The 23,791-nt window shown below is 67.7% G+C and carries 22 protein-coding genes; 9 read left to right on the top strand and 13 right to left on the bottom strand.

Features of this window, described 5'->3' with window-relative positions; translation table 11 throughout:
- Nucleotides 1-77: 77 nt before the first annotated feature.
- From lhgO to AC4HOU_RS08075, 3 genes are all read left to right on the top strand, one after another.
- Nucleotides 78-1,286 (top strand): L-2-hydroxyglutarate oxidase, encoded by a 1,209-nt coding sequence (gene lhgO, locus AC4HOU_RS08085; RefSeq protein ID WP_490724320.1) that lies wholly within the window; start codon nucleotides 78-80, stop codon nucleotides 1,284-1,286.
- A 93-nt stretch (nucleotides 1,287-1,379) separates the two neighbouring features.
- Nucleotides 1,380-1,850 (top strand): SRPBCC family protein, encoded by a 471-nt coding sequence (locus tag AC4HOU_RS08080; RefSeq protein WP_163813385.1) that lies wholly within the window; start codon nucleotides 1,380-1,382, stop codon nucleotides 1,848-1,850.
- A gap of 10 nt (nucleotides 1,851-1,860) precedes the next feature.
- Nucleotides 1,861-2,454, top strand: a complete 594-nt coding sequence (locus tag AC4HOU_RS08075) for a ribonuclease H family protein (protein WP_163813384.1) — start codon at nucleotides 1,861-1,863, stop codon at nucleotides 2,452-2,454.
- Between the two features lie 77 nt (nucleotides 2,455-2,531).
- Here AC4HOU_RS08075 and AC4HOU_RS08070 read toward each other — a convergent pair whose 3' ends face one another.
- From AC4HOU_RS08070 to AC4HOU_RS08025, 10 genes are all read right to left on the bottom strand, one after another.
- A complete protein-coding gene (locus AC4HOU_RS08070; RefSeq protein ID WP_163813383.1) occupies nucleotides 2,532-3,131 on the bottom strand; it encodes a hypothetical protein in 600 nt (199 codons plus the stop codon).
- 36 nt (nucleotides 3,132-3,167) lie between these two features.
- Nucleotides 3,168-4,085 carry a hypothetical protein gene (locus AC4HOU_RS08065; protein WP_195020335.1) on the bottom strand — a complete coding sequence of 306 codons (918 nt, stop codon included), beginning with the start codon at nucleotides 4,083-4,085 and terminating at the stop codon, nucleotides 3,168-3,170.
- Nucleotides 4,086-4,219: 134 nt separating this feature from the next.
- Nucleotides 4,220-5,380 (bottom strand): MlaD family protein, encoded by a 1,161-nt coding sequence (locus tag AC4HOU_RS08060; RefSeq protein ID WP_163813381.1) that lies wholly within the window; start codon nucleotides 5,378-5,380, stop codon nucleotides 4,220-4,222.
- Nucleotides 5,377-6,480: an MCE family protein gene (locus AC4HOU_RS08055; protein WP_256673222.1), complete on the bottom strand. Its 1,104-nt coding sequence runs from the start codon at nucleotides 6,478-6,480 to the stop codon at nucleotides 5,377-5,379. The genes AC4HOU_RS08060 and AC4HOU_RS08055 overlap by 4 nt, the downstream gene beginning before the upstream one ends.
- Entirely contained in the window at nucleotides 6,477-7,556 is a 1,080-nt protein-coding gene (locus AC4HOU_RS08050; RefSeq protein WP_163813380.1) for an MCE family protein, read from the bottom strand. The genes AC4HOU_RS08055 and AC4HOU_RS08050 overlap by 4 nt, the downstream gene beginning before the upstream one ends.
- Nucleotides 7,556-8,548, bottom strand: a complete 993-nt coding sequence (locus AC4HOU_RS08045) for an MCE family protein (RefSeq protein ID WP_163813379.1) — start codon at nucleotides 8,546-8,548, stop codon at nucleotides 7,556-7,558. The genes AC4HOU_RS08050 and AC4HOU_RS08045 overlap by 1 nt, the downstream gene beginning before the upstream one ends.
- Nucleotides 8,545-9,573 carry an MCE family protein gene (locus AC4HOU_RS08040; RefSeq protein ID WP_163813378.1) on the bottom strand — a complete coding sequence of 343 codons (1,029 nt, stop codon included), beginning with the start codon at nucleotides 9,571-9,573 and terminating at the stop codon, nucleotides 8,545-8,547. The genes AC4HOU_RS08045 and AC4HOU_RS08040 overlap by 4 nt, the downstream gene beginning before the upstream one ends.
- The gene (locus AC4HOU_RS08035) at nucleotides 9,570-11,117 is read right to left on the bottom strand and encodes an MlaD family protein (protein ID WP_195020336.1); all 1,548 of its coding nucleotides are present in this window, start codon (nucleotides 11,115-11,117) and stop codon (nucleotides 9,570-9,572) included. The genes AC4HOU_RS08040 and AC4HOU_RS08035 overlap by 4 nt, the downstream gene beginning before the upstream one ends.
- Nucleotides 11,118-11,120: 3 nt before the next feature.
- Nucleotides 11,121-11,984, bottom strand: a complete 864-nt coding sequence (locus AC4HOU_RS08030) for an MlaE family ABC transporter permease (RefSeq protein WP_249357801.1) — start codon at nucleotides 11,982-11,984, stop codon at nucleotides 11,121-11,123.
- Nucleotides 11,985-11,987: 3 nt separating this feature from the next.
- Nucleotides 11,988-12,806, bottom strand: coding sequence for an MlaE family ABC transporter permease (locus AC4HOU_RS08025; RefSeq protein ID WP_228806006.1), 819 nt, complete (start codon nucleotides 12,804-12,806; stop codon nucleotides 11,988-11,990).
- Nucleotides 12,807-13,356: 550 nt separating this feature from the next.
- Between AC4HOU_RS08025 and AC4HOU_RS08020 the strand changes: the two genes are divergently transcribed.
- Nucleotides 13,357-14,031, top strand: coding sequence for a S1 family peptidase (locus AC4HOU_RS08020; RefSeq protein WP_163813375.1), 675 nt, complete (start codon nucleotides 13,357-13,359; stop codon nucleotides 14,029-14,031).
- A 48-nt stretch (nucleotides 14,032-14,079) separates the two neighbouring features.
- Here AC4HOU_RS08020 and AC4HOU_RS08015 read toward each other — a convergent pair whose 3' ends face one another.
- Both AC4HOU_RS08015 and lppU read right to left on the bottom strand, forming a co-directional pair.
- Nucleotides 14,080-15,561: an MFS transporter gene (locus AC4HOU_RS08015; RefSeq protein ID WP_195006876.1), complete on the bottom strand. Its 1,482-nt coding sequence runs from the start codon at nucleotides 15,559-15,561 to the stop codon at nucleotides 14,080-14,082.
- Between the two features lie 21 nt (nucleotides 15,562-15,582).
- Entirely contained in the window at nucleotides 15,583-16,215 is a 633-nt protein-coding gene (lppU, locus tag AC4HOU_RS08010; protein ID WP_163813373.1) for an LppU family putative lipoprotein, read from the bottom strand.
- A gap of 210 nt (nucleotides 16,216-16,425) precedes the next feature.
- On the opposite strand from lppU, the gene AC4HOU_RS08005 reads away from it, so the two are divergent.
- The 4 genes from AC4HOU_RS08005 (at nucleotide 16,426) to AC4HOU_RS07990 (ending at nucleotide 21,010) form a co-directional block, all read left to right on the top strand.
- A complete protein-coding gene (locus AC4HOU_RS08005) occupies nucleotides 16,426-16,944 on the top strand; it encodes a DUF6764 family protein (RefSeq protein WP_163813372.1) in 519 nt (172 codons plus the stop codon).
- A 41-nt stretch (nucleotides 16,945-16,985) separates the two neighbouring features.
- The gene (locus AC4HOU_RS08000; RefSeq protein WP_194989670.1) at nucleotides 16,986-18,200 is read left to right on the top strand and encodes a serine hydrolase domain-containing protein; all 1,215 of its coding nucleotides are present in this window, start codon (nucleotides 16,986-16,988) and stop codon (nucleotides 18,198-18,200) included.
- A 32-nt stretch (nucleotides 18,201-18,232) separates the two neighbouring features.
- Nucleotides 18,233-19,645: a cytochrome P450 gene (locus tag AC4HOU_RS07995; protein WP_490724319.1), complete on the top strand. Its 1,413-nt coding sequence runs from the start codon at nucleotides 18,233-18,235 to the stop codon at nucleotides 19,643-19,645.
- 477 nt (nucleotides 19,646-20,122) lie between these two features.
- A complete protein-coding gene (locus AC4HOU_RS07990) occupies nucleotides 20,123-21,010 on the top strand; it encodes a L,D-transpeptidase (protein ID WP_375139384.1) in 888 nt (295 codons plus the stop codon).
- 61 nt (nucleotides 21,011-21,071) lie between these two features.
- On the opposite strand, the gene AC4HOU_RS07985 is transcribed toward AC4HOU_RS07990, so the two are convergent.
- Entirely contained in the window at nucleotides 21,072-23,084 is a 2,013-nt protein-coding gene (locus AC4HOU_RS07985; protein WP_490724467.1) for a M13 family metallopeptidase, read from the bottom strand.
- A 106-nt stretch (nucleotides 23,085-23,190) separates the two neighbouring features.
- Between AC4HOU_RS07985 and AC4HOU_RS07980 the strand changes: the two genes are divergently transcribed.
- Complete coding sequence (locus tag AC4HOU_RS07980; protein WP_194990509.1) at nucleotides 23,191-23,775, top strand: dihydrofolate reductase family protein; 585 nt, start codon at nucleotides 23,191-23,193, stop codon at nucleotides 23,773-23,775.
- Nucleotides 23,776-23,791 lie beyond the last annotated feature (16 nt).

Here is a 23,791-nt window from a genome sequence, read left to right as displayed (position 1 = left end):
AGGCCGGCGACGGGCGGTGCTCGGCGCCGCGCCTATCGTGCTTCCCATGTCGACAATCGCCACCCGGGTCTGAACCCATGTACGACTTCTGCGTGATCGGGGGCGGCATCGTCGGCGTGGCGACCGCGTACCGGATCCTGCGGCGGGCGCCGGGAGCGAGCCTGGTGTTGCTGGAGAAGGGCGATGCGCTCGGTACCCATCAGACCGGGCACAACAGCGGCGTCATCCACTCCGGCATCTACTACGCGCCGGGCAGCTTGAAGGCCACACTGTGCAGGCAGGGCGCGCGGGCGACCAAGGAATTCGCGGCCGCACACGGGATCGCGTTCGCCGAATGCGGGAAGCTGCTGGTGGCGACCGACGGCGCGGAACGGGAACGGATGCTCGCGCTCTACGAGCGGTCGCGGGTGAACGGGGTGGACGTCGAGTTGCTCGACGCCGCCGAGCTGCGCCAGCGGGAACCCCATGTGACCGGGGTGGGCGCGCTGTTCGTCCCGGATACCGGGATCGTCGACTACCGCGCGATCACCGACGCGCTGGCCGAGCAGGTGCGCGCCGCGGGCGGGCGGATCGTGCTCGGGGCGCGGGTCGATGCCGTCACCGAGACCGCCACGGGCGTCACAGTCTCCGGTCCAACGGGTAGCTGGACCGCGGCGAACCTGGTGGCATGTGCCGGGTTGCAGGCCGATCGGGTGGCCCGGATGGCGGGACTGCGCATCGACACCCGGATCGTCCCGTTCCGCGGTGAGTACTACCAGCTACCTGCCTCGCGCGCGGGGTTGGTCGACACCCTGATCTATCCGATCCCGGATCCTGATCTGCCGTTCCTCGGTGTGCACCTGAGCCCGACCATCGACGGCGAGCTCACGGTCGGGCCGAACGCCGTGCTCGGCCTGTCCAGGGAGGGCTACCGCAAGGGCAGTATCGACCTGCGTGATGCCAAGGAGGTGCTTGGCTATCCGGGTGTGCACCGGGTGGCCGCGGCCAATGTGCGCACCGGGCTGCGCGAGCTGCGCAATTCCCTGTTCAAACGCGGCTACCTGGCCGAATGCCGACGCTACTGTCCCGAGCTGACCATGGCCGATCTGCGACCGCGGGAAGCGGGCATTCGTGCCCAGGCCGTGGCAAGGGATGGCACGCTGATCCACGACTTCCTGGTCGAACGCACCGACCGGATGGTGCATGTGCTCAACGCACCGTCACCGGCGGCCACCTCGGCGCTACCGATCGCCGATCACCTCGTCGACCGGCTCGGGCTGCCCGCCGACCGAGCAACCGACCGGTAGCCATCTGGAAATCCACCTCCCCAAATCTCGGCGCAACCCTCGAATAAAGAGGAAGGCTGTAGTACTTTTGTCGCAGCCGTGGAGGGAGGGCCCATGGGCCGCATCAGATATGCCAGCGACGTCGGCGCACCGGTCGAGGTGGCTTTCGCCTACACGGACAACCATCTGTTCGTACCGGACTGGATGTTCGGCGTCGCCGGATTCGAACCGAGCGGCGATACCGACCGCGGGCTCGGCGCGCGCTTCCGCACCGACGCCGGGCCGATCCTGCTCCGCACCACGCTCACCTGCGAGATCACCGAGTACCGGCGCAACGTCGTGATCGGGTATACGCTGCGTGGACGCTTATCCGGCACTCTGACACTGCGATTCGATCCGCTGGGCTACGGGCGGTCGGTGCTCACCTCCGAGGTCGACTACGATCCGCCACGTGGCCTGGCAGGCCGCATGCTCGCTCGTCCTATCGAATCGGGTGTCCGCTCGGCCCTGCGCCGCACAGAGTCCCGGTTACGAAGGGAGATAGAGCAATTCCACGGTACCGATCTTGTCGGCCGAATTGCGTAGGGTGCGAGGCATGATCATCGTGAGCACCGACGGATCCTGCCTGCGCAATCCCGGCGGCGCCATCGGCTGGGCATGGGTCAACCATCAGGGCCCCTCCGATAGTGGGGGCGCCGTGTCGGGCACGAATCAGATCGCGGAACTACGCGCGTTGCTCGAGGCCATCCTCGCCCACCCCGGTGATGAACCGCTGCTGATCGAAAGCGATTCGCTCTACGCCATCAAATGCGCCTCGGAGTGGATCGCGGGCTGGCGGCGCAACGGCTGGCGCACCTCCGCGGGCGCGGCGGTCAAGAACGCCGAGCTCATCCAGCAGATCGATCGCGCTATCGCCTCCCGCCCCGGGCCGGTCCGTTTCCGCTGGGTGCGCGGGCATGTCGGCAACTACTTCAACGAGCAGGCCGACACACTGGCCGGCCAAGCCGCCCGCCGGGTCGCCGCCGATCCCACCGCCGCCGCCGATCCGGTGACGGTCGAGATCCCCGCACTCGCCACCACCATCCCGGCCCCCGCCGTCCGCGCGGAACCGGCTGTGCCAGAAGAAAAGCCGGCTGCCCCGCGCAAAGTCGCGAAGCAGCCGGCCGCAGGAGCGCTGACGCTGTTCTGATCGGCGCCGCACCGACCACCTGAATAGACCTCCGGCGGTGGTGGCTCGACCCACCGCCGGGGGTCGCTATCGGTGGCTCAGTTGCCCGGCTCGGGAGCGGGCTGATCGGCGGGCGGGGCCGGGGGCTGCTGGGCGGCGTTCGGGTCGATGCCGGGCAGCATGGCCAGCTCCCACTTGTTGACCAGCCACTTGTCACCGGACTTCTCCATGCCCGCGACCACGGCGATGTCCTGGCGCTTGGGCTCGGGGGTGGCCGAGTTGGTCTTCATCAGGCTGATGTTCACCAGCACCTGGGTGTTCTCGGTGTCGCCGGAACGGAAACCGCAGGTCGCCTTGTCGACCCAGGCCTTGACCTTGGACTCGACCAGCAGCTGGCGCAGCACCTCCCAGTTCTGCTCCAGATCCGAGACCACATTGTCGGTCGCCCGGCCCTTCAGCTCGGCGATGAAGTTGTCGAGATTGCCCGCGTAGTCGTAGGTGTTGGTCGCGCGGGCGAAATCGCAGGCGGCCTGGCTGGATTCGTCCTGCGCGGCGAGTTCGTCGCTACGCTGCTGCGCCTGCCGGAAGAACACGACGGCGGTGACGACCAGCGCCACCAGCACCACCCCCGCCACGAAGGCGAGGACGACGGGCAGCACACCGCGCTCATCGCCGCTGTTGTCGGCGTTTTCGACCATAGATCCGGTCCCACTCTCTTTCGTCACGCCGCTGCCCTACTGCATTGCCGGGAAGTCGAACTGAGCCACGAGCCAGCGCCCGTTCTCCTTCTTCATCTCCACATTCGCCGCGACCCGGACCTTGCCAGGGGTGGAGTTCGGGACATCCGCGGTGGAGAAGGTCTGGTCGATGACCAGGACAAGGGTGGCGCTCTCCGCGTCGCCGGAGGCATAACCGCACATGACCTCGTCGGCCCGGGAGTCGACCTGCCTGCCCTCGAACCGCGCCTTCAGGTCGGGGCCGAGCTGGGCGACCATCTTCTTCCACTCACCGGTCGCGGTGTCCTCGAGCCGGCCCAGGTAATCGTCGACCTTGTCGCCGCTGTAGGTGGCGAACTGGTTGCCGAAATCGCAGGCCGCCTTGGTGGCGGCGGCGCGGGTGTCCAGCTCGTCCTGGCGGTTGCCGGACTGGAGGAAGAACACCACGCCCGCGATCGCGGCGGCGATCGCGAGGACCACGGCCGCGGCGGCTGCGATGAACAAGGGATTGCGGCGCTCGGCCCGCGCGGCTTCGGCGGCGGCCGGTGTGCGCACTTTGACGGTCTTGTCGTCGTCGGACTTGGTGGCCTTACCGGGCCTGCCGGCTTCAACGGCCTTGTCGACCTCGACGGTCTTGTCCGCGTCAGCGGCGGCCGTGGCCTTGACGGTCTCGTCGGGATCCGCGGCGGCATCGGCCGCATCGGAACCGGCCTTGTCCACCTCGGCGGCGTCGGTCGATCCGGCGGCCGCGCTCTCGGCCTTCACGGTCTTGTCCGCGTCCGCCGTGCTCGCCTTGCCGGCAGCGGCCTCGTCCGGCTCGGCCGCACCGGCGCCGACCTTACCGGTGTCGCGGTCGGCAGCGTCCGTGGACTCGGCGTCGCCGTCCGGGGCCGGTGTGGTCGCCTCGGCGTCGGAAGCGGCGTCATCTGTGGACATGAGTACTGTTCACACCTTCCCGGCACACATCGGGGGTGTGCCGTGTATTTCGTCCGGCCACGCGCGCGCCGGGCCGCAGGCATTCATCTGCGAGTATGCCCCGGCGCACGCGCGACGCGTTCAGCCGGTCGGGGTTACCGCACCGGCGGCATGGTCCGTTCGTTCGGATCCACACCCGGCGGCATGTGCGAGCCGTTGTTCGGGATGTTCGGCCGCGGCGCGTTCACCGCACCTCGAATCTGCTGTCCCGGCGGCGGATTCTCGCAGTAGTTCCACTTCGGCATGGTCCCGTCGGAGACGACCTGCGGGCTGGCCGGGGTGGACTGGTACTGGCAGAAGGGCCGCAACCAGATGTCGAGGATGGTGTGGAATTCGTTGTCGTGGGCGGGTACGCCCAGCGCCGCACCACCGAGTTCGAGCGCGGGGAACAGCGCCCGCATGGCCGGGGTGCGCAGCTGCGCCGCCTTGGTGATGGCGACGAAGTTGTTGACCAGGCCGGTGATCGGATCGGTGGTGGTGTCGAGCACCGCGCCGAGGCTGGCGAACTGGCCCGGGGCCTGCGACAGCACCGACTGCAATTCGGCGTTGGCGTTGTTGAACTGCTCGAACAGCACGCCCGAGTTGCGCGTCAGCGTGCCGAGGTCGGGCTGGGCCATGGACGTCGTCGACGCGATGGTGCGCAGGTTGGTGATCAGATTCGCGGTCTGCGGCAGCAGCGAATCCAGGCCGGCGGCCACCAGGCTGACGCCGTCGATGAGCGAACGCAGCTGATCCGGGCCACCGCTGAGCGCGATATCGAGCTCGTTGAGGATGACGTCGAAATGCTTCGGATCGATCTGGGCGATCAACGCGCTGGTGTCGTCGAGCACCGCCCACACCGGGGTGGGCGTGCGCACGGTCTCCGGGTTGTATTCGATTACCGAGCCATCGGTCAGGAACGGGCCCTGATCGGTATCGGGCCGGAAGTCGATGTACTGCTCACCCGCGGCCGACAGGGCCTGCACCGCGACCACGGTGTCCACCGAGATGTCGTAGTCGTCATCGATCGAGGCCTTGGCCGCGATGGCGGCGCCGCCGTTGATGAGCTCGATCGAATCCACCTTGCCGACGCGGAAACCACGCAGCGTGACGTCGTTGCCCGGTTGCAGACCGCCGGAGCGGTCCAGCGTCACCGTGACGGTGTAGGTACCGCGCAGCGGATTGATCCGCATGACGTTCACCAGCAGATATGCCGCACCGATGATCAGCACCAGCACCAGGCCGATGGTGGAGTAGAGGATCTTGTGGCTTTTCACCGGTGGCCTCCCGTCACCCGGCCGTAGACGACCTGGAGCACCTGGATCAAACTGCCCGCGAAGTCGTTCAGGTCGTTGACATCGAAGAACTTGCTGGTCCCGGGGGCGGTGAGCAGGGCGATATCGAGGTTGGTGACGTTGACCTGCGCGGCGAGGCTGTTACCGCGGAAGGTCGCGTTGACGCCGGGGCGGATCTCGCGGAGCGCGTCGAGCACCGCACCGAAGTTGTCGCCGGTGGCGGCCAGGGCGCCCATCAGCTGATCGAGGCTGTCGAGCAGCCCGGCCAGTTCACCGCCGGAGGTGTTGGCGTAATCGCCGAGCGCGACGCTGGCGGTGCCGATCTTGGCGAGCAGATCACCGATGGCCTTGTTGTTCTCCGCGACCGCGCCGATCATGTTCGGCAGGGTGTCGGCGACCTGGCCGAGATCGGAGCGCCTGGCCTCCAGCGTGGTGGCCAGCGCGCCGAATTCGGCGAGCACGCTGTCGATCCGGGCGGAATTGTCGTTCATGCTGGTGACGACGCCGGTCATCTCGTTGACCAGATGCACCACCTGATCGCTGCGACCGCCGACGATGGAGTCGAGTTCGGCGCCGAGCCTGGCCAGATGGGCGATGCCGCCGCCGTTGAACATCATCGACACCGACAGCAACAGTTCCTCGACCGTGGCGCCCGCCGAGGTCTGCTCGAGCGGCAGGGTGTCGCCGTCCTCCATCATCTGGGTGCCGGGTTCGGCCGGCGGCATGGACAGCGCGACGAACACATCGCCCAGCGGGGTGGCCTGGCGCAGTTCGGCGGTGCTGCCGACCGGCAGCTGGATATCGGTACTGATATCCATGTCGACGATGGCCTGGAAGTTCGAGGTGGTGATATCGGTGACCACCCCGACGTCGGAGCCGCCGACCTTCACCTTCGCCTGATCGGGCAGGTTGAGCGCATTGTCGAACACCGCCTTCAGCGAATAGGTGTCGCCGGTGGCGCCCGGCTTGGGCAGCGGCAGCTTCTCCACGGTCAGACCGCAGCCGGAGGTCACCGACATCGCCCCGACGGCCGCGACCGCGACCATGCTGCGGCGGGCTCGTCTGCTGATTCGATTCATCATTTCGTCAGTCCAAGCAGTGCGGCGGTGAGTCCGAAGTCGGGACCGAAGTCCTCCATGCGACCGGTGCGGCAACCGTCGGCGCGCATCTGGATCCGTTCGCAGAACAGGCTGATCTGCTCACCGGCGAGGGTGGTGCCGACGATGCCGTGCAGCCGGATGTAGCCGAGTTCCTTGTTCATCGACTTGTCGATGCTCTCCAGCAGCATCGGCGCGACGTCGATGACCTCGGTGAGCCCGCGCGCGTTCTGGCGCAGCTGATCGGTGACCGCCGTCATCCTGGTCAGGGTGTCGCTGATCTGCGCCTGGTGATCGGCGAAGATCGAGCTGGTGTTGGTGAGGAAGCTGTTGAGCTGATCCAGCGTGGCCTGCAGACCGGGGGCCTGCTCGGCGAGCAGCGTGGTCATCTGGGTGGCCTGGTTGCTGAAATCGCGCACCGACTGGTCGTTTTCGGCCAGCATCGTGGTGAGCTCGTTGAGCTTGATGATGATGGTCGAGATCGCGTCCTTGTTGTCCAGGCCCACCTTGAGCGCGCTCGACAGCGCGTTGAGGGTGTCGCGGATCTTCTCACCGTTGCCGTCGAGCATCGGGTAGAGCACCCGGCCCGACAGCGGGCCGAGCCCTTCCTGGCCCTCTTCCGGCTTGAGTGCCGCGGCGAACTGATCGATGGTCTTGATCATGGTGTCGAGTTCGACCGGGACATCGGTGCGTTCCAACGGCAGATGATCGCCGTCGGACAGCGTCTCGCCTTCGGTGAACGGCGGAGTGATCTCGATGTGCCGGTCGGTGACGATCGACGGCGAGATCACCACGGCCATGGCGTCCTTGGGGAACTTCACATCGCCGTCGAGGGTCATGTGCACCTCGACGAAGGTGCCGCGCGGCACGATCTTGTCGACCTTGCCGACGTCGATGCCGAGCACCTGGATGCTGTTGCCCTCGTACATACCCGCGATGTTCTCGAAGTCCGCGGTGATCTTGATGTCGTTGTTCAACGGGCCGGGCAGCAGCGAGCAGCTACCGACCAGCAGCGCGGTGGCTCCGACGAACAGCGATTGGGCGATCGTTTTGAGTCTCATCACGCGCACCCCTCGGCGACTTGGGCGAAGCACAACCAGTTGTCGGGGAACAGCCACGGGATGCCGACCTCGGCGTAGTTGCCGTTACCCCAGGCATTGGCCAGGTAACGCACCGCGGGCGGCATGATCGACAGCAGCCGGTCCAGGTTGTCCTTGTTCTTCTGCAGGCCCGAGGCCATGATGTTGAGCTGGTCGAGAGTGCCGGAGAACTGGTTGTCGTTCTGCGCGCCGATCTGCTGCAACTGCGCGGTCAGGGTGGCGACATTGTCGAGCAGCTGACGCAGCAGGTTCTGCCGTTCCATCACCCGGCTGGCGATCGCCTCACCCTGGGTCACCACCAGCAGCACGCTGTTGCGGTTGTCGGCCAGGATGGTCGTGACCCGGTCCAGATCCTTGAGCAGGGTGTCGACCTGGGTCTTGCGCGAGTCGATGGTCTTGGCCAGCGCACCGACGCTGTCGAGCGCCTGCGCGATCAGCTCCGGCGAACCACCGAGCTGCTGATTGAACAGGTTCAGCGATTCGGCCAGCTTGGCGGTGTCGAGTTCCTCGAACTTCGGGGTACCGCGCTGCACGACGTCGGCCAGGTTGTAGGGAACCGTGGTGTTGGACTTGGGGATCCGCTTGTCCGGCAGGCCCGAGCCGTCACCGGGCTCGAGGTCGATGTAGCGGGCGCCCAGCAGCGTCGCCATCTTGATCGAGGCGTGCGCGTCGGGGCCGAGCTTCACATCGTCGTTGACCTGCAGGGTGATCACCACGTGATCGCCCTCGAGTTCGGCGCTGGAGACCCGGCCGACCGGGACGCCGGCGACGTCGACCTTGTCGCCGACCTTGATGCCCGCGGCCTGGACGAACTCGGCCTCGATCGACTGCTCGCCGATGCCGAGGCTCTGGAAGCCGGAGGAGGCGATCACCAGCAGCGCCACCAGCGCGGCGCCGATGATGCCGAGACCGAAGTAGCGGTTGGCGTTGAACCAGGTTTTGATCTTGGTCATGGGCGGCACACCGCCGACTGTCCGTTGCCACCGATCTGCGAGAAGATCCCGCGCGGGAACAGGATCCCGTAGAGCGAGACGTCGAGGCGGCAGATGTAGGCGTTGGCGTAGGTGCCCTCGGAGGTGAACCGGCCCACGTCGGCGAGCACCGACGGCAGGTCGATCGCGGCCTGGTCGAGCTTGGCGCCGTTGGCCAGTAGCAGCGTCAGCGCATCGCGGGTCGAGTTCTGCGCGGCGTCCAGCTTGGGCTGGATATTGCCGACCATGTCGACCAGTGCGGTGGTGGCGTCGGCGATCTGCACGGTGGACTGCTGCAAGGACTGGCCCTGTTCATAGAGCCCGCCGATCAGCGCCCTGGTCTGGGTTACCAGCGTCTCCAATTCGTCCCCTCGTTTTGCCAACCCCGACATGATGCCGCTGAGGTTGGTGATCACATCGCTGAGAATCGCGTCCCTGCGCTCGAAATCGGTGGCCAGCGTGGCGGCCTGGGTGATGAACGAGCTCAGCGAGATCCGGTCGCCCTGCAATGCCAGCACGAACGTCTCCGACAGGCGATTGACCTGCTCGGGCTCGAGCGCCTGGAACAGCGGCTGGAAACCGTTGAGCAGCGCCGAGATGTCGAACGACGGCTCGGTGCGCTCGAGCGGGATGGTCGCGTTGTTCTCCAGCGGGGTGGCATCCCCGCCGGTGCCCGGCGCCAGCGCGATATAGCGCTGGCCGATCAGGTTCTGATAGCGCACCAGCGCCTTGGTGTTGCCGTAGAGGGTCTGCTCGTCCTGGACGATGAACGACACGTGGGCGTCGTTGTTGTCGTCGAGTTCGATCTTCTCGACCTTGCCGACGCGCACGCCCGCCATGCGGACATCGTCACCTTCGCGCAGACCCAGCACGTCGGTGAAGGTGGCCGAGTAGGTCTTGGTGTCGCCGTCGACGGTGCGGGCCAGCGTGTTCCAGATGACCACGGTGACCAGGATCGATACGACTGCGAAGAGGCTGAAGCCGATCAGCGGTTTGCGGATGCTCATCGGCCGGCCCCCTCTGCGGTGACCTGCACAGTGCCGCCTTCCAGAGCCGTGCTCAACATCATGTACTCGAGGGTGGAGGCCCGCCGGCCCAGCAGCGCCGTCAGCGCCGGATCATCGGTGTAGGCGATGGGCCGGGCAGCCGGCTTCACGCCGGGGCGCTCGGTGTTCGCCGCGGGCGCGGCCGCACCCGACTCGGACCGATCGGTGCCAGGCTGGGTGGCCGGCGCCGGGGGCCCCGGCTGCGGCGCGGCCGGAGCGGGAGCACCGGGCACCAGATTCGGGAACAGGCCCTCGAGCGGGGTACCGGCGAACGGGTTGGGCAACGCCGCGGTGGGTGCCGGCGCCGCGGGCGCGGTGACCTGGGTGGTCACGCCCGGAATGGCGGGCATACCCGGCATCGGCGGCAGCACCGGCAGGCCCTCGGCCGACTTCAACCGGCCCGGCCGCATGGATTCCGGCAGCACACCGGGATCGGCGACCGCTGGGGCGGTGGCACAGCTGGGACCGGCAAGGTCGCCGTAGCGCGGGCAGTCCTTGACGGTGTTCGGCTGCCACGGGGTGAACGTGACGCCCGCGTTCCAGACCATCTGCCGCTGCGGCCCCCAGGTGAAGACGGTGTTCAGCTTGCGGGTGGAGCTGTTCAGGTTGGCGATCGCGTTGGTGATGGCGCTCGGGTCGGAGGCGAGCGCGCCGATGGTGGCGTTCAGGCCGGCGGTGACCTCTTTACCGGAGTTCGGGTTGATCGCGAACAGGTGGTTGATCTTGTCCGCGGTGACGCTCGCACCGCTGATCAGGGCGGCCAGCTCCGAGCGGCGGTCGGCGATGGTGCGCGCGGTGGTGACCGAGCTGGCCAGCACGTCCATCAGTTCCGGCGCGGATTCGTTCAGCGCGTGCGCCGAGGCGGAGAAATCGCCGAGCAGCACACCGAGATCCGGAATCGACTGGTCGACCGTGGTGAGCCAGCGGTCGAGGCGCTCGATGGTGGAACCGGGCACCCGGCCGCTGCCGTCGAGAGCGTAGGACAGGGTGCCGAGCACCCGCCCGAACTGCATCGGGTCGATCTGATCGAGGATGTTCTGCACCGTGGTGAGAGTGTCCTGCAAGGCAACGGTGCCCTTGCTGGTGTCCTCCTGGATGATCGAGCCCTCTTCCAGGTGCCCGTCGGACTGGCCGTTGTAGACCAGCTCGACCGAGGTCACGGCGAACAGGTTGCTCGGCACCACGCGCGCGGTGACGTTGTCCGGGATGCCGTCGACATACTCCGGCTTCAGCTCGATATGGACCTGCTGCAGTTCACCTTTCGCCGCCACCGACACGCTGTCGACGGCGCCGACCAGCACACCACGGAACTTCACGTCGGCGTCCTGCGGCAGGCCGTCACCGGTGGTGGTGAGGTTCGCGGTGACGTTCACCTTGGGCACGAAGTAGCCCTGATAGCGCGCCATCAGGAAACCGAGAATGACTGCGAAGACGACGAGCCCGCACACACCAGCGATGAGCAGCTGCCGCATGGTGGGCCCGCGCCCACTCGGATCGATGATCATTACCTACCCCGAGATCCGGATGCCGGGGTTGACACCCCAGATTGCCAAGGTCATGAACAGGTCGGCGAAGACGACGACGATGATGCACATCTTGATCGCGCGGCCCGCTGCCACACCGACACCCTCGGGTCCACCCGAGGCGAAAAAGCCGTAGTAGCACTGGATGAACGTGGTGATCGCGACGAACACGATCGCTTTGAGCAGCGAATACAGCACGTCGGTCGGTATCAGGAATTGGTAGAAGTAATGCATGTAGGTACCGCTGTCGGTGCCGCCGATCAGCTGCACGGTGACCGCACAGGAGATGTAGGCCATGGCAAGGCCGAGGCAGTACAGCGGGACGATGGTGATCATCGCGGCGATCATCCGGGTGCTGACCAGGTAGGGCAGCGGGCGGATGGCGACCGATTCGAGCGCGTCGATCTCCTCGGAGATGCGCATGGCGCCCAGTTGAGCGGTGAACCGGCAGCCGGCCTGCGCCGCGAACGCCAGCGCCGCCAGCAGCGGGCCGAGCTCACGGGTGGTCGCGAAGGCCGAGATGGCGCCGGTGATCGGGCTGAGGCCGAGCAGGTTCAGTGAGGTGTGGCCCTGGATGCCGACGGTCATACCGCCGAAGGCGGACAGGATCAGGATGACGCCGATGGTGCCGCCACCGACGACGAGATTGCCGTTGCCCCAGGTGACGTCGGACAGCAGCCGCCAGACTTCCTTCGGGTACTGCTTGAACGCCAGCGGCATCGAGCCGATGGAGCGCAGGAAGAAGAACACCTGGTGGCCGAGGCGGGCCAGCATGTCCTTGGGCGCAGTGGCCGCGCTGCGGAGCTTCTGGAAGGGCCGCAGCAGGGGCGGCACATAGGTCGCTGACACCGGCTACACCACCGTCGGGGGGAAGAGGGTGTTGTAGACCTGCGTGAAGATGACGTTCACGCCGAACAACATCACCGCGGACATCACGACGGCGGTGTTGACCGAGTTGGCCACACCGCCGGGGCCGCCGCGGGTGTTGAGCCCGGTGTCGCAGGCGATGATCGCCGCGAGCAGGCCGAACAGCAGCGACTTGACCAGGGCCACCAGCAGATCCAAGGTCACCGCGAACGAGGAGAAGGTGGCGATGTAGGAGCCAGGGGTGCCGCCCTGGGCGAAGATGTTGAAGATGTAGCCGGTCAGGAAGCCGACGAAGACGACGAATCCGCACAGCAGCACGCTGACGACCATCGCCGCGCCGAGCCGGGGGGCGACCAGCCGCCGCATCGGGTCGACGCCCATCACCTTCATGGCGTCGATTTCCTCGCGGATGGTGCGGGAGCCGAGGTCGGCGCAGATGGCCGAACCGACGGCGCCCGCGATCATCAGCACGGTGACCAGTGGTGCGCCCTGCTGGATGATGCCGAGGCCGTTGGCCGCGCCGATGAACGAGGTGGCGCCGACCTGACCGGCGACCGCACCGACCTGAATCGAGACGATGACGCCGATGGGGATGGCGACCAGCAGCGTGGGCGCGGCGGCGACGCTTGCCATGAAGGCGCACTGGCGGATGAACTCGTCGAACGGGAACCGCCGCCGGAAGATCGAGACGACGAGTTCGGTGACGGCCTGTGCGCCCATCGTCATCTGACGGCCGAGGGTTTCCAGCGACTTTTTGGGATGGTCGCGCCAGTAGTCCTTAGTCCACTCGACCGCATCGCTCAATCTCGAACCCGCTGGTGGACTCTTGGTCGACTGCACTGACTAACCCCTCTCGACGTCGGTTTACCTGCCCCGACGACTTGTTTGCTTGACGCACCTTACTACGGAGTAGCGCAGAACACACCATAGACATGTGATTGCGGTCATAGACCGTTGTCACTATGCACTGTGACCACTGAGTTATCGCCGCGGAGTTGGTATTGATCCCAATCTTTCGCGGAATAGAACTAGAACAAGTTACAGATCCCCAGCACGGAGGCGGGACCGGTCGGCTAGTCGGTTCCCAATAAATAGGGAAACCATTCATCGAAAATTGCGCGGATTCAATTCTGGACAGACGACCATGACAAGACTCGCTTTGTAAACTTCGCCGACAATAATAGAGTCGGTGATAGCAAGGAGCTATTTCGCAGGAAAGAGACAGCACCGGCTAGATGTATGGAAACCGGCGTCGTGGCGGGCTCGCCCCGGCCGATGACGCGCCCGAGCACAAATACTGACACGATGGGTCTCGCAGATTGATATCGTGCGGGCTTCCGACGTCTGGAGGGACATGTTCAGCAAACTCGCCAAGGCGGCCAACGCCGTCCTCGCCGTCGCCATCGGAGCGGCGCTGCTCGGGACCGGCGCTGGCGCCGCCGGCGCCGCACCAGGCGCGCCGGTCATCGGCGGCGGATCCGGAATCGTCATCGACAATCAGTTCGAGTGCACGGTCACCACGGTCGGCCACGATGCGGCGGGACGACTGGTCGGACTCACCGCCGGACACTGCGGCGACGCGGGTGCGCAGGTGTACGCCGAGGTGAACCGCGGCTACGGACCGATCGGCAAGTTCGTCTTCTCCAACCACGAACTCGATTACGCCGTCATCCAGTTCGATCCGAACCGGATCACCCCGGTGAACCGGATCGGCAACGTCACCATCACCGGGATCGGCGCCGCGCCGCAGTTCCCGACCATCGTCTGCAAGGAAGGCCGGACCACCGGCAACACCTGCGGCGTCACGTGGGGCGATGTCTTCCAGACCAACTACGAGACCTGGGCCCAGATGTGCGTGGTCGAAGGCGACTCCGGCGCACCGGTGGTCGTCGGGTCCACCCTGGTCGGCATGGTGAACGCCTACCTGGCCATCGCCTGCTTCGGCCCCGAGGTCGGCACCAACCTGACCGCGATCATGGACGACGTCAACGCGCGCGGCGGGACGGGCTCGGGTTTCCGGCCCATCTGATCACCCCGGAACGCGAACGATACGAATGAGCGGGCGGATATCGCCCGCTCATTCGGCGTTTCCGGGGCGTTCCGGCCGGCTGTCGGCGCGTGCCGGAGCGAGCGCGGGCGCGGAGATGCCGCACTGCGGCATGCAGTCGACATCGTCCAGCGTGGGCGCGAGCCTGCGCGGTGCGCGCAACAGCACCGCCGCGAGCACCGCGCCGGTGAGCAGCAATCCGACGCAGATCCACATGGCGACCCCGAAACCGGAGTCGAACGCCGCCGGATCGCCGAGCGCACCGGAGATTCCGGCCAGACCGGGCAGCGCGGCCACCGCCAGCAGCTGGGCCGTCCTGGCGACGGCGTTGTTGACCCCGGAGGCGATGCCCGCCTCACTCGGGTCGACGGCGCCGAGCACGGCGCCGGTGAGCGGGGCGACCAGGACCGCGAGCCCGAGGCCGAACAACAGCACCCCCGGCAGCACATCCACCGGGTAGGCGGCGCCGGGGCCGACGCCGAGCAGCAGCATGAGGCCGAACGCGGCCAGCACCGGCCCGGCCGTCATCGGCAGCCGCGGCCCGTGCCGCTGCGCCCACCGTCCGGCCGGGGCCGACAGCAGCAGCATCAGCACGGTGACCGGCACCGTCGCCATACCCGCCTGCAACGGCGAGTACCCCGCCACCACTTGCAGTTCGAGTACCAGCAGGAAGAACACCCCGCCCAGCGCCGCGTAGACGGCGAGCGTCACCAGGTTGGCGGCGGTGAACACCCGGGAGGCGAACAGCGACGGCGGCACCAGCGGATGGTCACTGCGCAATTCGATCACCACGAACACCCCGAGCAGCAGCACACCCGCGAGCACCAGCCACGGCATCGCGTCGATCAAGCCGAGGGTGAGCGCAGCCAGCGCCACCGCGACCACGAACGCACCGGGAACGTCGAGGCGGATATCGGCGTCCGGATCGCGGCTTTCCGGCACGTGCCGCATCGCCACCAGCACCACGATCAGCGTCAACGGGACGTTGAGGAAGAAGATCGACCGCCAACCGGCCAGCTCGATCAGCCAGCCGCCGAGCAGCGGGCCGATGGCGCCCGCCACCCCGCCGAAACCGGACCACAGCCCGATCGCCGCACCCTGATCACGGGCGTCGATCGAGGACGAGATCAACGCCAGACTGCCGGGGGTGAGCAGCGCACCGGCCATGCCTTGCAGGATCCGCGCGACGATCAGCATCTCGATGTTGACCGCCGCACCGCACAGCACCGAGGCGAGCGCGAATCCGATCACGCCCCAGACGAATACCGTGCGCCTGCCGAGCCGGTCGCCCAGCGATCCACCGAGCAGGATGAACGAGGCCAGCGTCAGGGTGTAGCCGTTGAGCGTCCACTGCAGGCCTGCGACATCGGTGTCGAGTGCGGCGCCGATCTCCGGCAGCGCGATATTGACGACGGTCGCGTCGAGCGAGGCCACCGACGACCCGAGCACGGTGGCCAGCAGAATCCAGCGGCCGGTGCGCGAGCCTAGGCGCGGCAGCTGCGTGGTGCTCACCGCTCCCAAGATACGGCGGAGTTACAGCTCCTCGACGCACACGACGAAACGGCGCTCCGGATACACGTACCCGCTGCCGCCCGAGCCGCACGCGTCGGCGGAGTCGGCGTCCTGCTCGATCGAGAGCACCTTCACGCCGTCGACGGCCGGTTCGGTGCAGTCCACCCGCTTGGGATCCTCACCGCCGACATCCATACAGCCGCCGACGACCCAGTCGATATCCAGGCACAGCGCGCCCTGCTCGACTCCGTTGACGGTTTCGGCGTAGTAGCTGTCGGCGTCGCTGACGCATTCGGACCGCTTGGCCACCTTGCCGATGACCTTGTAGTTGGCCGCGCGGCTGCCACAGGAGGCCTGATCGATCTCGGCGTCGGTGGTGGTGCCGCCGAGGGTCACGCAGTCGCCGATCTCGGCGTCGAAGGAGGTGTTACCGCCGGTCGGCGCGGTGCTCGTGGTGGTGCGCGGTGCACGGGTGCTGGTCGGCTCGGAGCCCGAGGTCGATTCGGCACTGCTGGTGGGGGATATCGCGTTGTCGAGCGCGGGCTGCGCGGTACCGGTGACGGTGGTGCTGCACCCCGCCGCGAACGGCACGAGCGCCGCGGCGACGGCACAGGCCGCCAGCGCCCGATGGGCGAAGGTCGAACGACCAGACACGAAAAGTCCTCCCGAACTTACAACGCCGAACTCACACCCCCATACGAATCCGAAGTCCACAACAGTGCTTGGAATACCTCGAAATGAATACACCACCGCTTCGGTGCGGTCGAGTCGAGCGCCGCGCCGCGCGTCGCGCATGCGCCGGGAACCGCCCCCGCAGCAACGATCTCGCCTATGGTGGGGAGGCCGGTGCGAGAGGAGTCGGACATGAAGCTGATCAGCGCGATCGCCTGCGCCACCGCGACAGCCGGGGCCTGTTTCGCGGCACCGGCGGTGGCCTCGGCAAATACCGTGCAATGCGCCGCGGACAACGGAGCCGACGTGATGATCCTCGATGGCGACCACGGCTGCCGCGCGCGCTCGGGCCCGACCGGTAAGGCGCGCTCGGCCGGGGTGGACGGCATGGGTTACGCCATAGCATCGTCGGGCGCCACCGCGGTCGGGATCGGCGCGGCGGGCGGACTCGGCGCGAGCGAAGGCGTCGGTGGCGTGCCGATCGCCGTCGGGCTCGGACCCGATGCCGTGGCGTTGACCTCGCTGCTGCCGGTGGGCGGCGCACCGAGTTCCACCGCGGTGGCGGTATCGCTGGCGCTGGACGGCTCACGCGCCCAGGTGCTCTCCGGCGAAGACGCCGTGGTGTGCTTGGGCGTGGCGGCGTTCGCCTGGAATGCCGGTACCGGCGAGGCCTGCCTGGCGACACCGGTGGGCCGCTGGCAGCGGTCGTGAGCACGGCCGAGCCCGCGCGCCGGCTCTCGGCCCCGCGCGAGATGCTGGTCGACCCGCGGTTCATCCGGCTGGCCGACCATTTCTTCGGGATGTTCAGCCAGCCCAGCCGGGGTGGCGGCGCGCTGGCGATCTATTTGGACGGCGAACCGGTCGTCGACATCTGGGCCGGCTGGGCGGCCAAGGACAAGCGCTGGAACGGCGAGAACGTCGCGCTCACCTTCTCCACCGGCAAGGGCGTCGCCTCCACGGTGCTGCACCGGGTGGCCGAACGCGGGTTCATCGATTACGACACGCCCGTCGCCGAGTACTGGCCGGAGTTCGCCGCGCACGGCAAACAGGACATCACCGTGCGCGACGTGCTCTCCCACCGCGCGGGCCTGCATCGGGTGCGCGGGCTGGTGCCGGGCCGCGAGGGCATCCTCGACTACGACTCGGTGGTGCGGGCGCTGGCCGACAGCCCGCCCGACCCGCGGCGCATCCGCACCTCCGGCTACCACGCCATCACCTTCGGCTGGCTGGTCGCCGAGCTGGTCCAGCGGGTGACCGGCGACCCCTTCACCGACGTGCTGCGACGCGAGATCGCGATCCCGCTCGGCACCGACGAATTCTGGTTCCGGGTGCCCGAATCCGAGCGCTACCGGATCGCCAAGACGTTCCCGCATCTGGCTCCGCCCGGCATCCGGTGGAACACCGCGTCGTCGGTGCTGTCGTGGGTGCGGCCGATCCGCGGGCTGGCCGAGGCCGGAATGCCGGAGAGTTTCGACGAGCTGGTGCGCGATCCACGCGTGCACGATGCGGTGATGCCGGGCTGGAACGGCGTGTTCTCGGCGCGGGCGCTGGCCAGGATGTACGGGGCACTCGCCAATCGCGGACAGGTCGCCGGCCTCGGCGCCGATCGCGGGCGCACGATCCGGTTCTTGAAGCCCGAGACCATCGAGAAGATCAATCAGGTGCAGCCGACCGAGAGCCGCGACTATGTGCTCGGGTTCCCGCTGCGGTTCACCCTCGGCTATCACCGTCCGGTGCTGATGACCAAACAGCAGCCGCGAAAAGCGTTCGGGCACTATGGCGTCGGCGGGTCCGGCGCGTATGCCGATCCCTTGCTCGGCATGTCGGTCGCGTTCGTCACCAACCGCCTCGGCAATGCGGTCACCGCACTCGGTGATGCCCGGCTGGCCCGGTTGGCGGCACTTGCGCGCAATACCGTCCGCAGAGAACGTCCCGTCGACGATCTCGACCCCGTCCACGAGCACTGAACCGCCGCATACCGCCTGCCGTATCCAGCGGTATGGAACCGAGCACCCGCGCCGGGCAGGTGGTGCTGCGCCGGCCGCGCGCGGCGCTCGTGCATGCCGCCGCGGCGGGTGTGGACTTCCAGTGGTACTTCCGCAGGCGCCGCGCGCGCGACGGCGATCCGTTCCTCGTGCCGTTTCCGGGACTGGGCGAAGCGGTGTTCACCGGCACCCCCGAGGGCGCGCGCGAGGTGTTCCGCGCGCCGCTCGACGCACTGGTGCCGCCGCGGCCGAATCCGATCGAACCGCTCGTCGGCACGGCCTCGCTCATCCTGACCGGCGGCGAACGTCATCGCCGCGACCGCGCGCTGTTGGCGCCGGCCCTGCACGGGTCGCGGGTGCGCGGCTACGGCGAACTCATCGCGGAATCGGTGCGGGCCGAGGTGGATCGGTGGCGTCCCGGCAGCGTCATCGATGCGGGTTCGGCGGCTACCGCGATCACGCTGCGGGTGATCCTGGAGGCGGTGTTCGGCGTCGGCGCCGAACACCGGCCCGCCTACATCGCCGCGATCGGCGCGTTCCTCGGCAGCTTCTCCGGCCCCCTGATGCTGGCGCCGGTATTGCGCCGCGGCTTGTTCGGACTGACACCGTGGGACCGGTTCGTCGCCGCGCGCGAGCGGCTGGACCACCTGTTGCTCGCCGATATCGCCGAGCGGCGCGACGGGTCGGCGCGCGTACGCCGCGACGGTTCGGCACGCGGACGACATAGCGGCGCAGCGGACGAACGGCGCGATGGCGCACCGGGCGAGGACATCGCATCGACCCTGCTCGGCACCCGCTACGACGATGGCAGCACGATCTCCGATCGCGACCTGTGCGATCAGCTGCGGACCCTGCTCGTCACAGGTCATGAGACCACCGCCAACACGCTGGTCTGGGCACTGCTGCGAGTGCATCGCGAACCCGCCGTACTGCACCGGTTGCGCGAGGAACTGCGGGAGGCGGGCCCGGATGCGGCGCCGGAGGAACTGCTCCGGCTGCCCTACCTCGATGCCGTCTGCCAGGAAACCCTGCGCTTGCATCCGGCCGTGCCGATCGTGCTGCGCAGGCTGACCACACCGTTCACCCTGCGTGGTGTACCGCTTGCCCCCGACGCCATCATGGGCGTCGCGGTTCCGCTGCTGCATTCGGATCCGGCGGTGTGGTCCGAGCCGGATCGGTTCCGCCCCGAACGGTTCCTGGACCGCCGCTACACCCCGTTCGAGTTCGCGCCCTTCGGCGGCGGTCATCGCCGCTGCGTGGGGGCCGCGCTCGCCGATGCCGAACTACGCATCGCCCTCGCGACGATCGTCGGCCGCACCCGGCTGCGGCTCGCGCCGCCGCTGGATCACGGCCGCTTGCCCCGCGCGCTGCCGCGCGGGATCGCCACCGGGCCGAGCAGGCGGATCCGATTCACGGTGTGCGAGTGATTTAGCTCACCAACAGGTTGGAGTCCGTCCGATACCGGCCGGCCGGGTCGATCACCGCACCGCCTGCGACTCACCGGTGTGAGCGGCGCGTTTCGCCGCACCACCGGCCGCCGTCGCGGGCCATGCGCAAACGAACAACCGGTGGCGGTTGCCTATCACCGCCGCACCCGGCTGGAAACGTCGGCTCATCAACGGTAGGAATGGTCGGCGGAGCGGTAGGTGTAGCCGCCAGGGTCGCCGCCGCCATGGCAGCGGATCCGCGGATACCCGGTCGGGGCCGCTCCGGGCTCCACGACCCGTCGGTGCGCCGAGAACGATGCGCACGCCGCGGGGGCCGCGCATGTTCGATGCCGAAGCCGTGGGGTGCTCCGCAGGTCCGGTGAGCAGTCACCGGGCCGCTCCGCAGGTCGCGCGCGAACGCGCCGTGCAATCCACGGCGAGCGGGTGCGGCCGAGAGATGGAATGGACGAAGAACATATGTATGCCGCCAAGACCACCGAGTCGATGACCACGCGCCGTCGCGGCGCGCACCGGCTCCGCCAGGGCGTCCTGTTGACCGCGGCGGTCGCCACCGCGGGCGCTTTGCTCGTCGCTCCTGCCCAGGCCGCGCCCCAGCTACCGTCGGGTTCGGCGGAAATGGCCACCGAACCGGTGCCGCCGCAGGCCAACTTCGCACCGCCGAGCCTCAACCCCGGCGAGGGCGAGGTGGTCGGCGTCGCGCAGCCGATCATCATCAACTTCAAGGAGCCGGTGGGCGACCGTGCCGCCGCCGAGCGCGCCATCAAGATCACCTCGTCGAACCCGGCGGAGGGCCACTTCTACTGGTTCAGCGACAAGCAGGTGCGCTGGCGGCCCAATGAGTTCTGGCCGGCCGAAACCGACGTCGTGGTGGAGGCGGGCGGCAGCCGCAGCGCCTTCCGGGTCGGTGAGGCGCTGATCGCCACCGCCGACGACAACACCAAGACCATCACCGTCACCCGCAACGGTGAGGTGGTCAAGACCATGCCGACCTCGATGGGCAAGCCCGACCACGAGACCCCCAACGGCACCTACATCGTGGGCGAGAAGCGCCGCGAGATGGTGATGGATTCCTCCACCTACGGTGTGCCGATCGACGATCCGGAGGGCTACAAGCTCGACGTCGAGTACGCCACCCGCATCTCCAACAGCGGCATCTTCGTGCATGCCGCGCCGTGGTCGGTGGGCCAGCAGGGTGTGTCGAATGTCAGCCACGGCTGCCTCAATGTCAGCACCGAGGACGCCAAGTGGTTCTTCGAGAACGTCAAGAAGGGCGACGCGGTGGTCGTGCAGAACACCGCGGGCGGCACCCTCAACCAGCGTGACGGGCTGGGCGACTGGAACTGATCCACTGATACCGCAACGGCGGCGCGTCCCTACCGGGCGCGCCGCCGTTGTCGTTCGCGGCCTACCAGATCTTGACGCGCTCTTCCGGCTCCAGGTACAGGGCGTCGCCGGGCTGGATGTCGAAGGCCTCGTGGAAGGCATCGATATTGCGCACCACGGCATTGCAGCGGAATTCCGGCGGCGAATGCGGGTCGGTGGCCAGCCTGCGGATGGCCTCTTCCGGCCGGATCTTGCTGCGCCACACCTGCGCCCAGCCGTAGAAGACCCGCTGCAATCCCGTCAGCCCGTCGATGACGGGCGGCTCGGCCCCGTTCAGTGAAATCCGGTACGCCTCCAGCGCGATCGACAGCCCGCCGAGATCGCCGATGTTCTCGCCGATGGTGAATTCACCGTTGACGGTGTGCTCATCGGGCAGGTCCGTGGGCGACAGCACGCCGTATTGATCGATCAATGCCTTTGTGCGCTTGGCGAATTCGGTGCGGTCGGCATCGGTCCACCAGTCGACCATATTGCCGTCGCCGTCGTACTTGGCGCCCTGATCGTCGAAACCGTGCCCGATCTCGTGCCCGATCACCGCCCCGATTCCGCCGTAGTTGGCGGCGTCGTCGGCGTTCATATCGAAGAACGGCGGCTGCAGAATCGCTGCGGGGAAAACGATTTCGTTCATGCCCGGGTTGTAATAGGCGTTGACGGTCTGCGGCGTCATGTGCCATTCGTCGCGGTCCACCGGGCCGCCCAGCTTGTTCAGATCCCGGTCCACTTCGAAGGCGTAGCCGCGACGGTAATTGCCGACCAGATCGTCGGTGGCGATCTCCAGCGTCGAATAGTCGCGCCAGCGGTCGGGGTAACCGATCTTCGGAGTGAACTTCTCCAGCTTGGCCATTGCAGCCTTCCTGGTATCGGGCCCCATCCATTCCAGCTCGGAGATATTGCGGCGGTAGGCCTCTCGCAGGTTCTCCACCAGCTCGACCATGCGTTCCTTGGCCGCCGGCGGAAAGTGCCGCTCCACATACAGTTTGCCGACGGCCTCGCCGAGCAGGTCCTGCACCAGCGACACCGCGCGCTTCCAGCGTTCGCGGTTCTCCTGGGCGCCGGTGAGCGTGCGGCCGTAGAAGTCGAAGTTCTCGTCGACCAGTTCCTCGGTCAGATAGGGTGCGCGAGCCCGGAGTACCCGCCACATCGTCCACGCCTGCCAATCCGACAGCGACTCCTGCGCCCAGGTGCGGGCGAAGACACCGAGATACTCGGGCTGGCGCACGACGAGTTCGGCGAACAGCTCGCCCGCCTCCTTGGACACGTTCTCCGACAGCGCCGAACCCCAGGCCTGCCAATCGAATTCGGGATGATCGGCGACCAGTTCGGCGAAAGTGCGCAGGTTGTAGCTCAACTCGGCTTCGCGGCGGCGCACCACATCCCAGTGCCCGGCGGCCAGCTTGCGTTCGAGTTCGAACACCCGGTCGCCCACCGGCTGCGCGGGCAGCAGCCCTGCCACCGCGTCGTCGGCGGCGGCCAGCGCGAACATCCGGTCGATATGGGCGATGTAGGCGGTGCGGATCGCCTCGAATTCGTCCTGGCGGTAGTAGGACTCATCGGGCAGGCCGATGCCGGACTGGGTGAGGTTCACCAGGTAACGCTGGGAATTCTTGTCGTCGGTGTCGACGTAGACCGCGAGCGCACCGCCGACGCCGGTGCGTTGCAGGCGGCCGAGCAGGGCAGCGAACGCGGCGCGGTCGCTCACCTCGGCGATGGCCGACAGCTCATCGGCGATCGGCGTGAGCCCGGCGGCGGCCACCCGCTCGGTGTCCATGAAGCTGGCATACAGGTCGGCGACCTTGCGGCCTTCGGTGCCCGGCGCACCGCCTGCCTGCTGGATGATGGCCTTGACGTCGAGTTCGGCCTGGTCGTAGAGCGTGCGGAAGGCGCCGTCGACGGCCCGGTCGGCGGGAATCTCATAGGACTGCAGCCAGGCGCCGTTGACATGCGCGAACAGGTCGTCCTGTACCCGAACGGCCGGGTCGAGGTAGGAAAGGTCGATACCGGAGGGACTGGTCAGTTCGGAGGTCACGACCACCAGTATGCCGGTGGCCGTGATGTCGGTGGGGTGCGGCGAAAGGTCACCGATCAGGTTTTGCCGCCCCGACCGTCAGTACTTGTGCCATCGACTCACAGGAGGCCGACACATGCGGAAACTGACTTTTGCCATGAATGTGACCCTGGACGGCTACATCGCCGCCCGCGGCGACGACCTCGGCTGGAGCGGGGGTGAAGGCCCGGACTCCTCGCCTGGTGACGAGCTGTTCGAGTGGTGGTCCGACCGGGTGGCGGAGACCGGTCTGGCGCTGTACGGGCGCAAGCTGTGGGAGGCGATGAGTTCGCACTGGCCGACCGCCGACCAGCAGCCGGGCGCCACGCCGGCGGAGATCGAGTTCTCCCGCCGCTGGCGGGACATGCCGAAGGTGGTGTTCTCGTCGACGATCGGCACGGCCGACTGGAATACCCGCGTCGTCACCGGCGACCCGGTGGCCGAGATCACCCGGCTGAAAGCCGAGGACGGCGGCCCGATCGACATCGGCGGCGCGAGGCTCGCCGGCGCGGCCATGCGGGCCGGGTTGATCGACGAATATCTGCTGGTCACCCACCCGGTCCTGGTGGGTGGCGGTACACCGTTCTTCACCGCACTGGACAGCTGGGTGCGGGTGAACCTCGTGGAGACCCGGACCTTTCCCGGCGGCATCCTGCTGACCCGATACGAGACGAGGCGGTGAGCACGGGACGGGCGAT

It is taken from the genome of Nocardia sp. JCM 38205, assembly GCF_058222935.1.
Note: the sequence above shows the minus strand (reverse complement) of the source record. Positions and strands in the feature narration are given on the sequence as shown.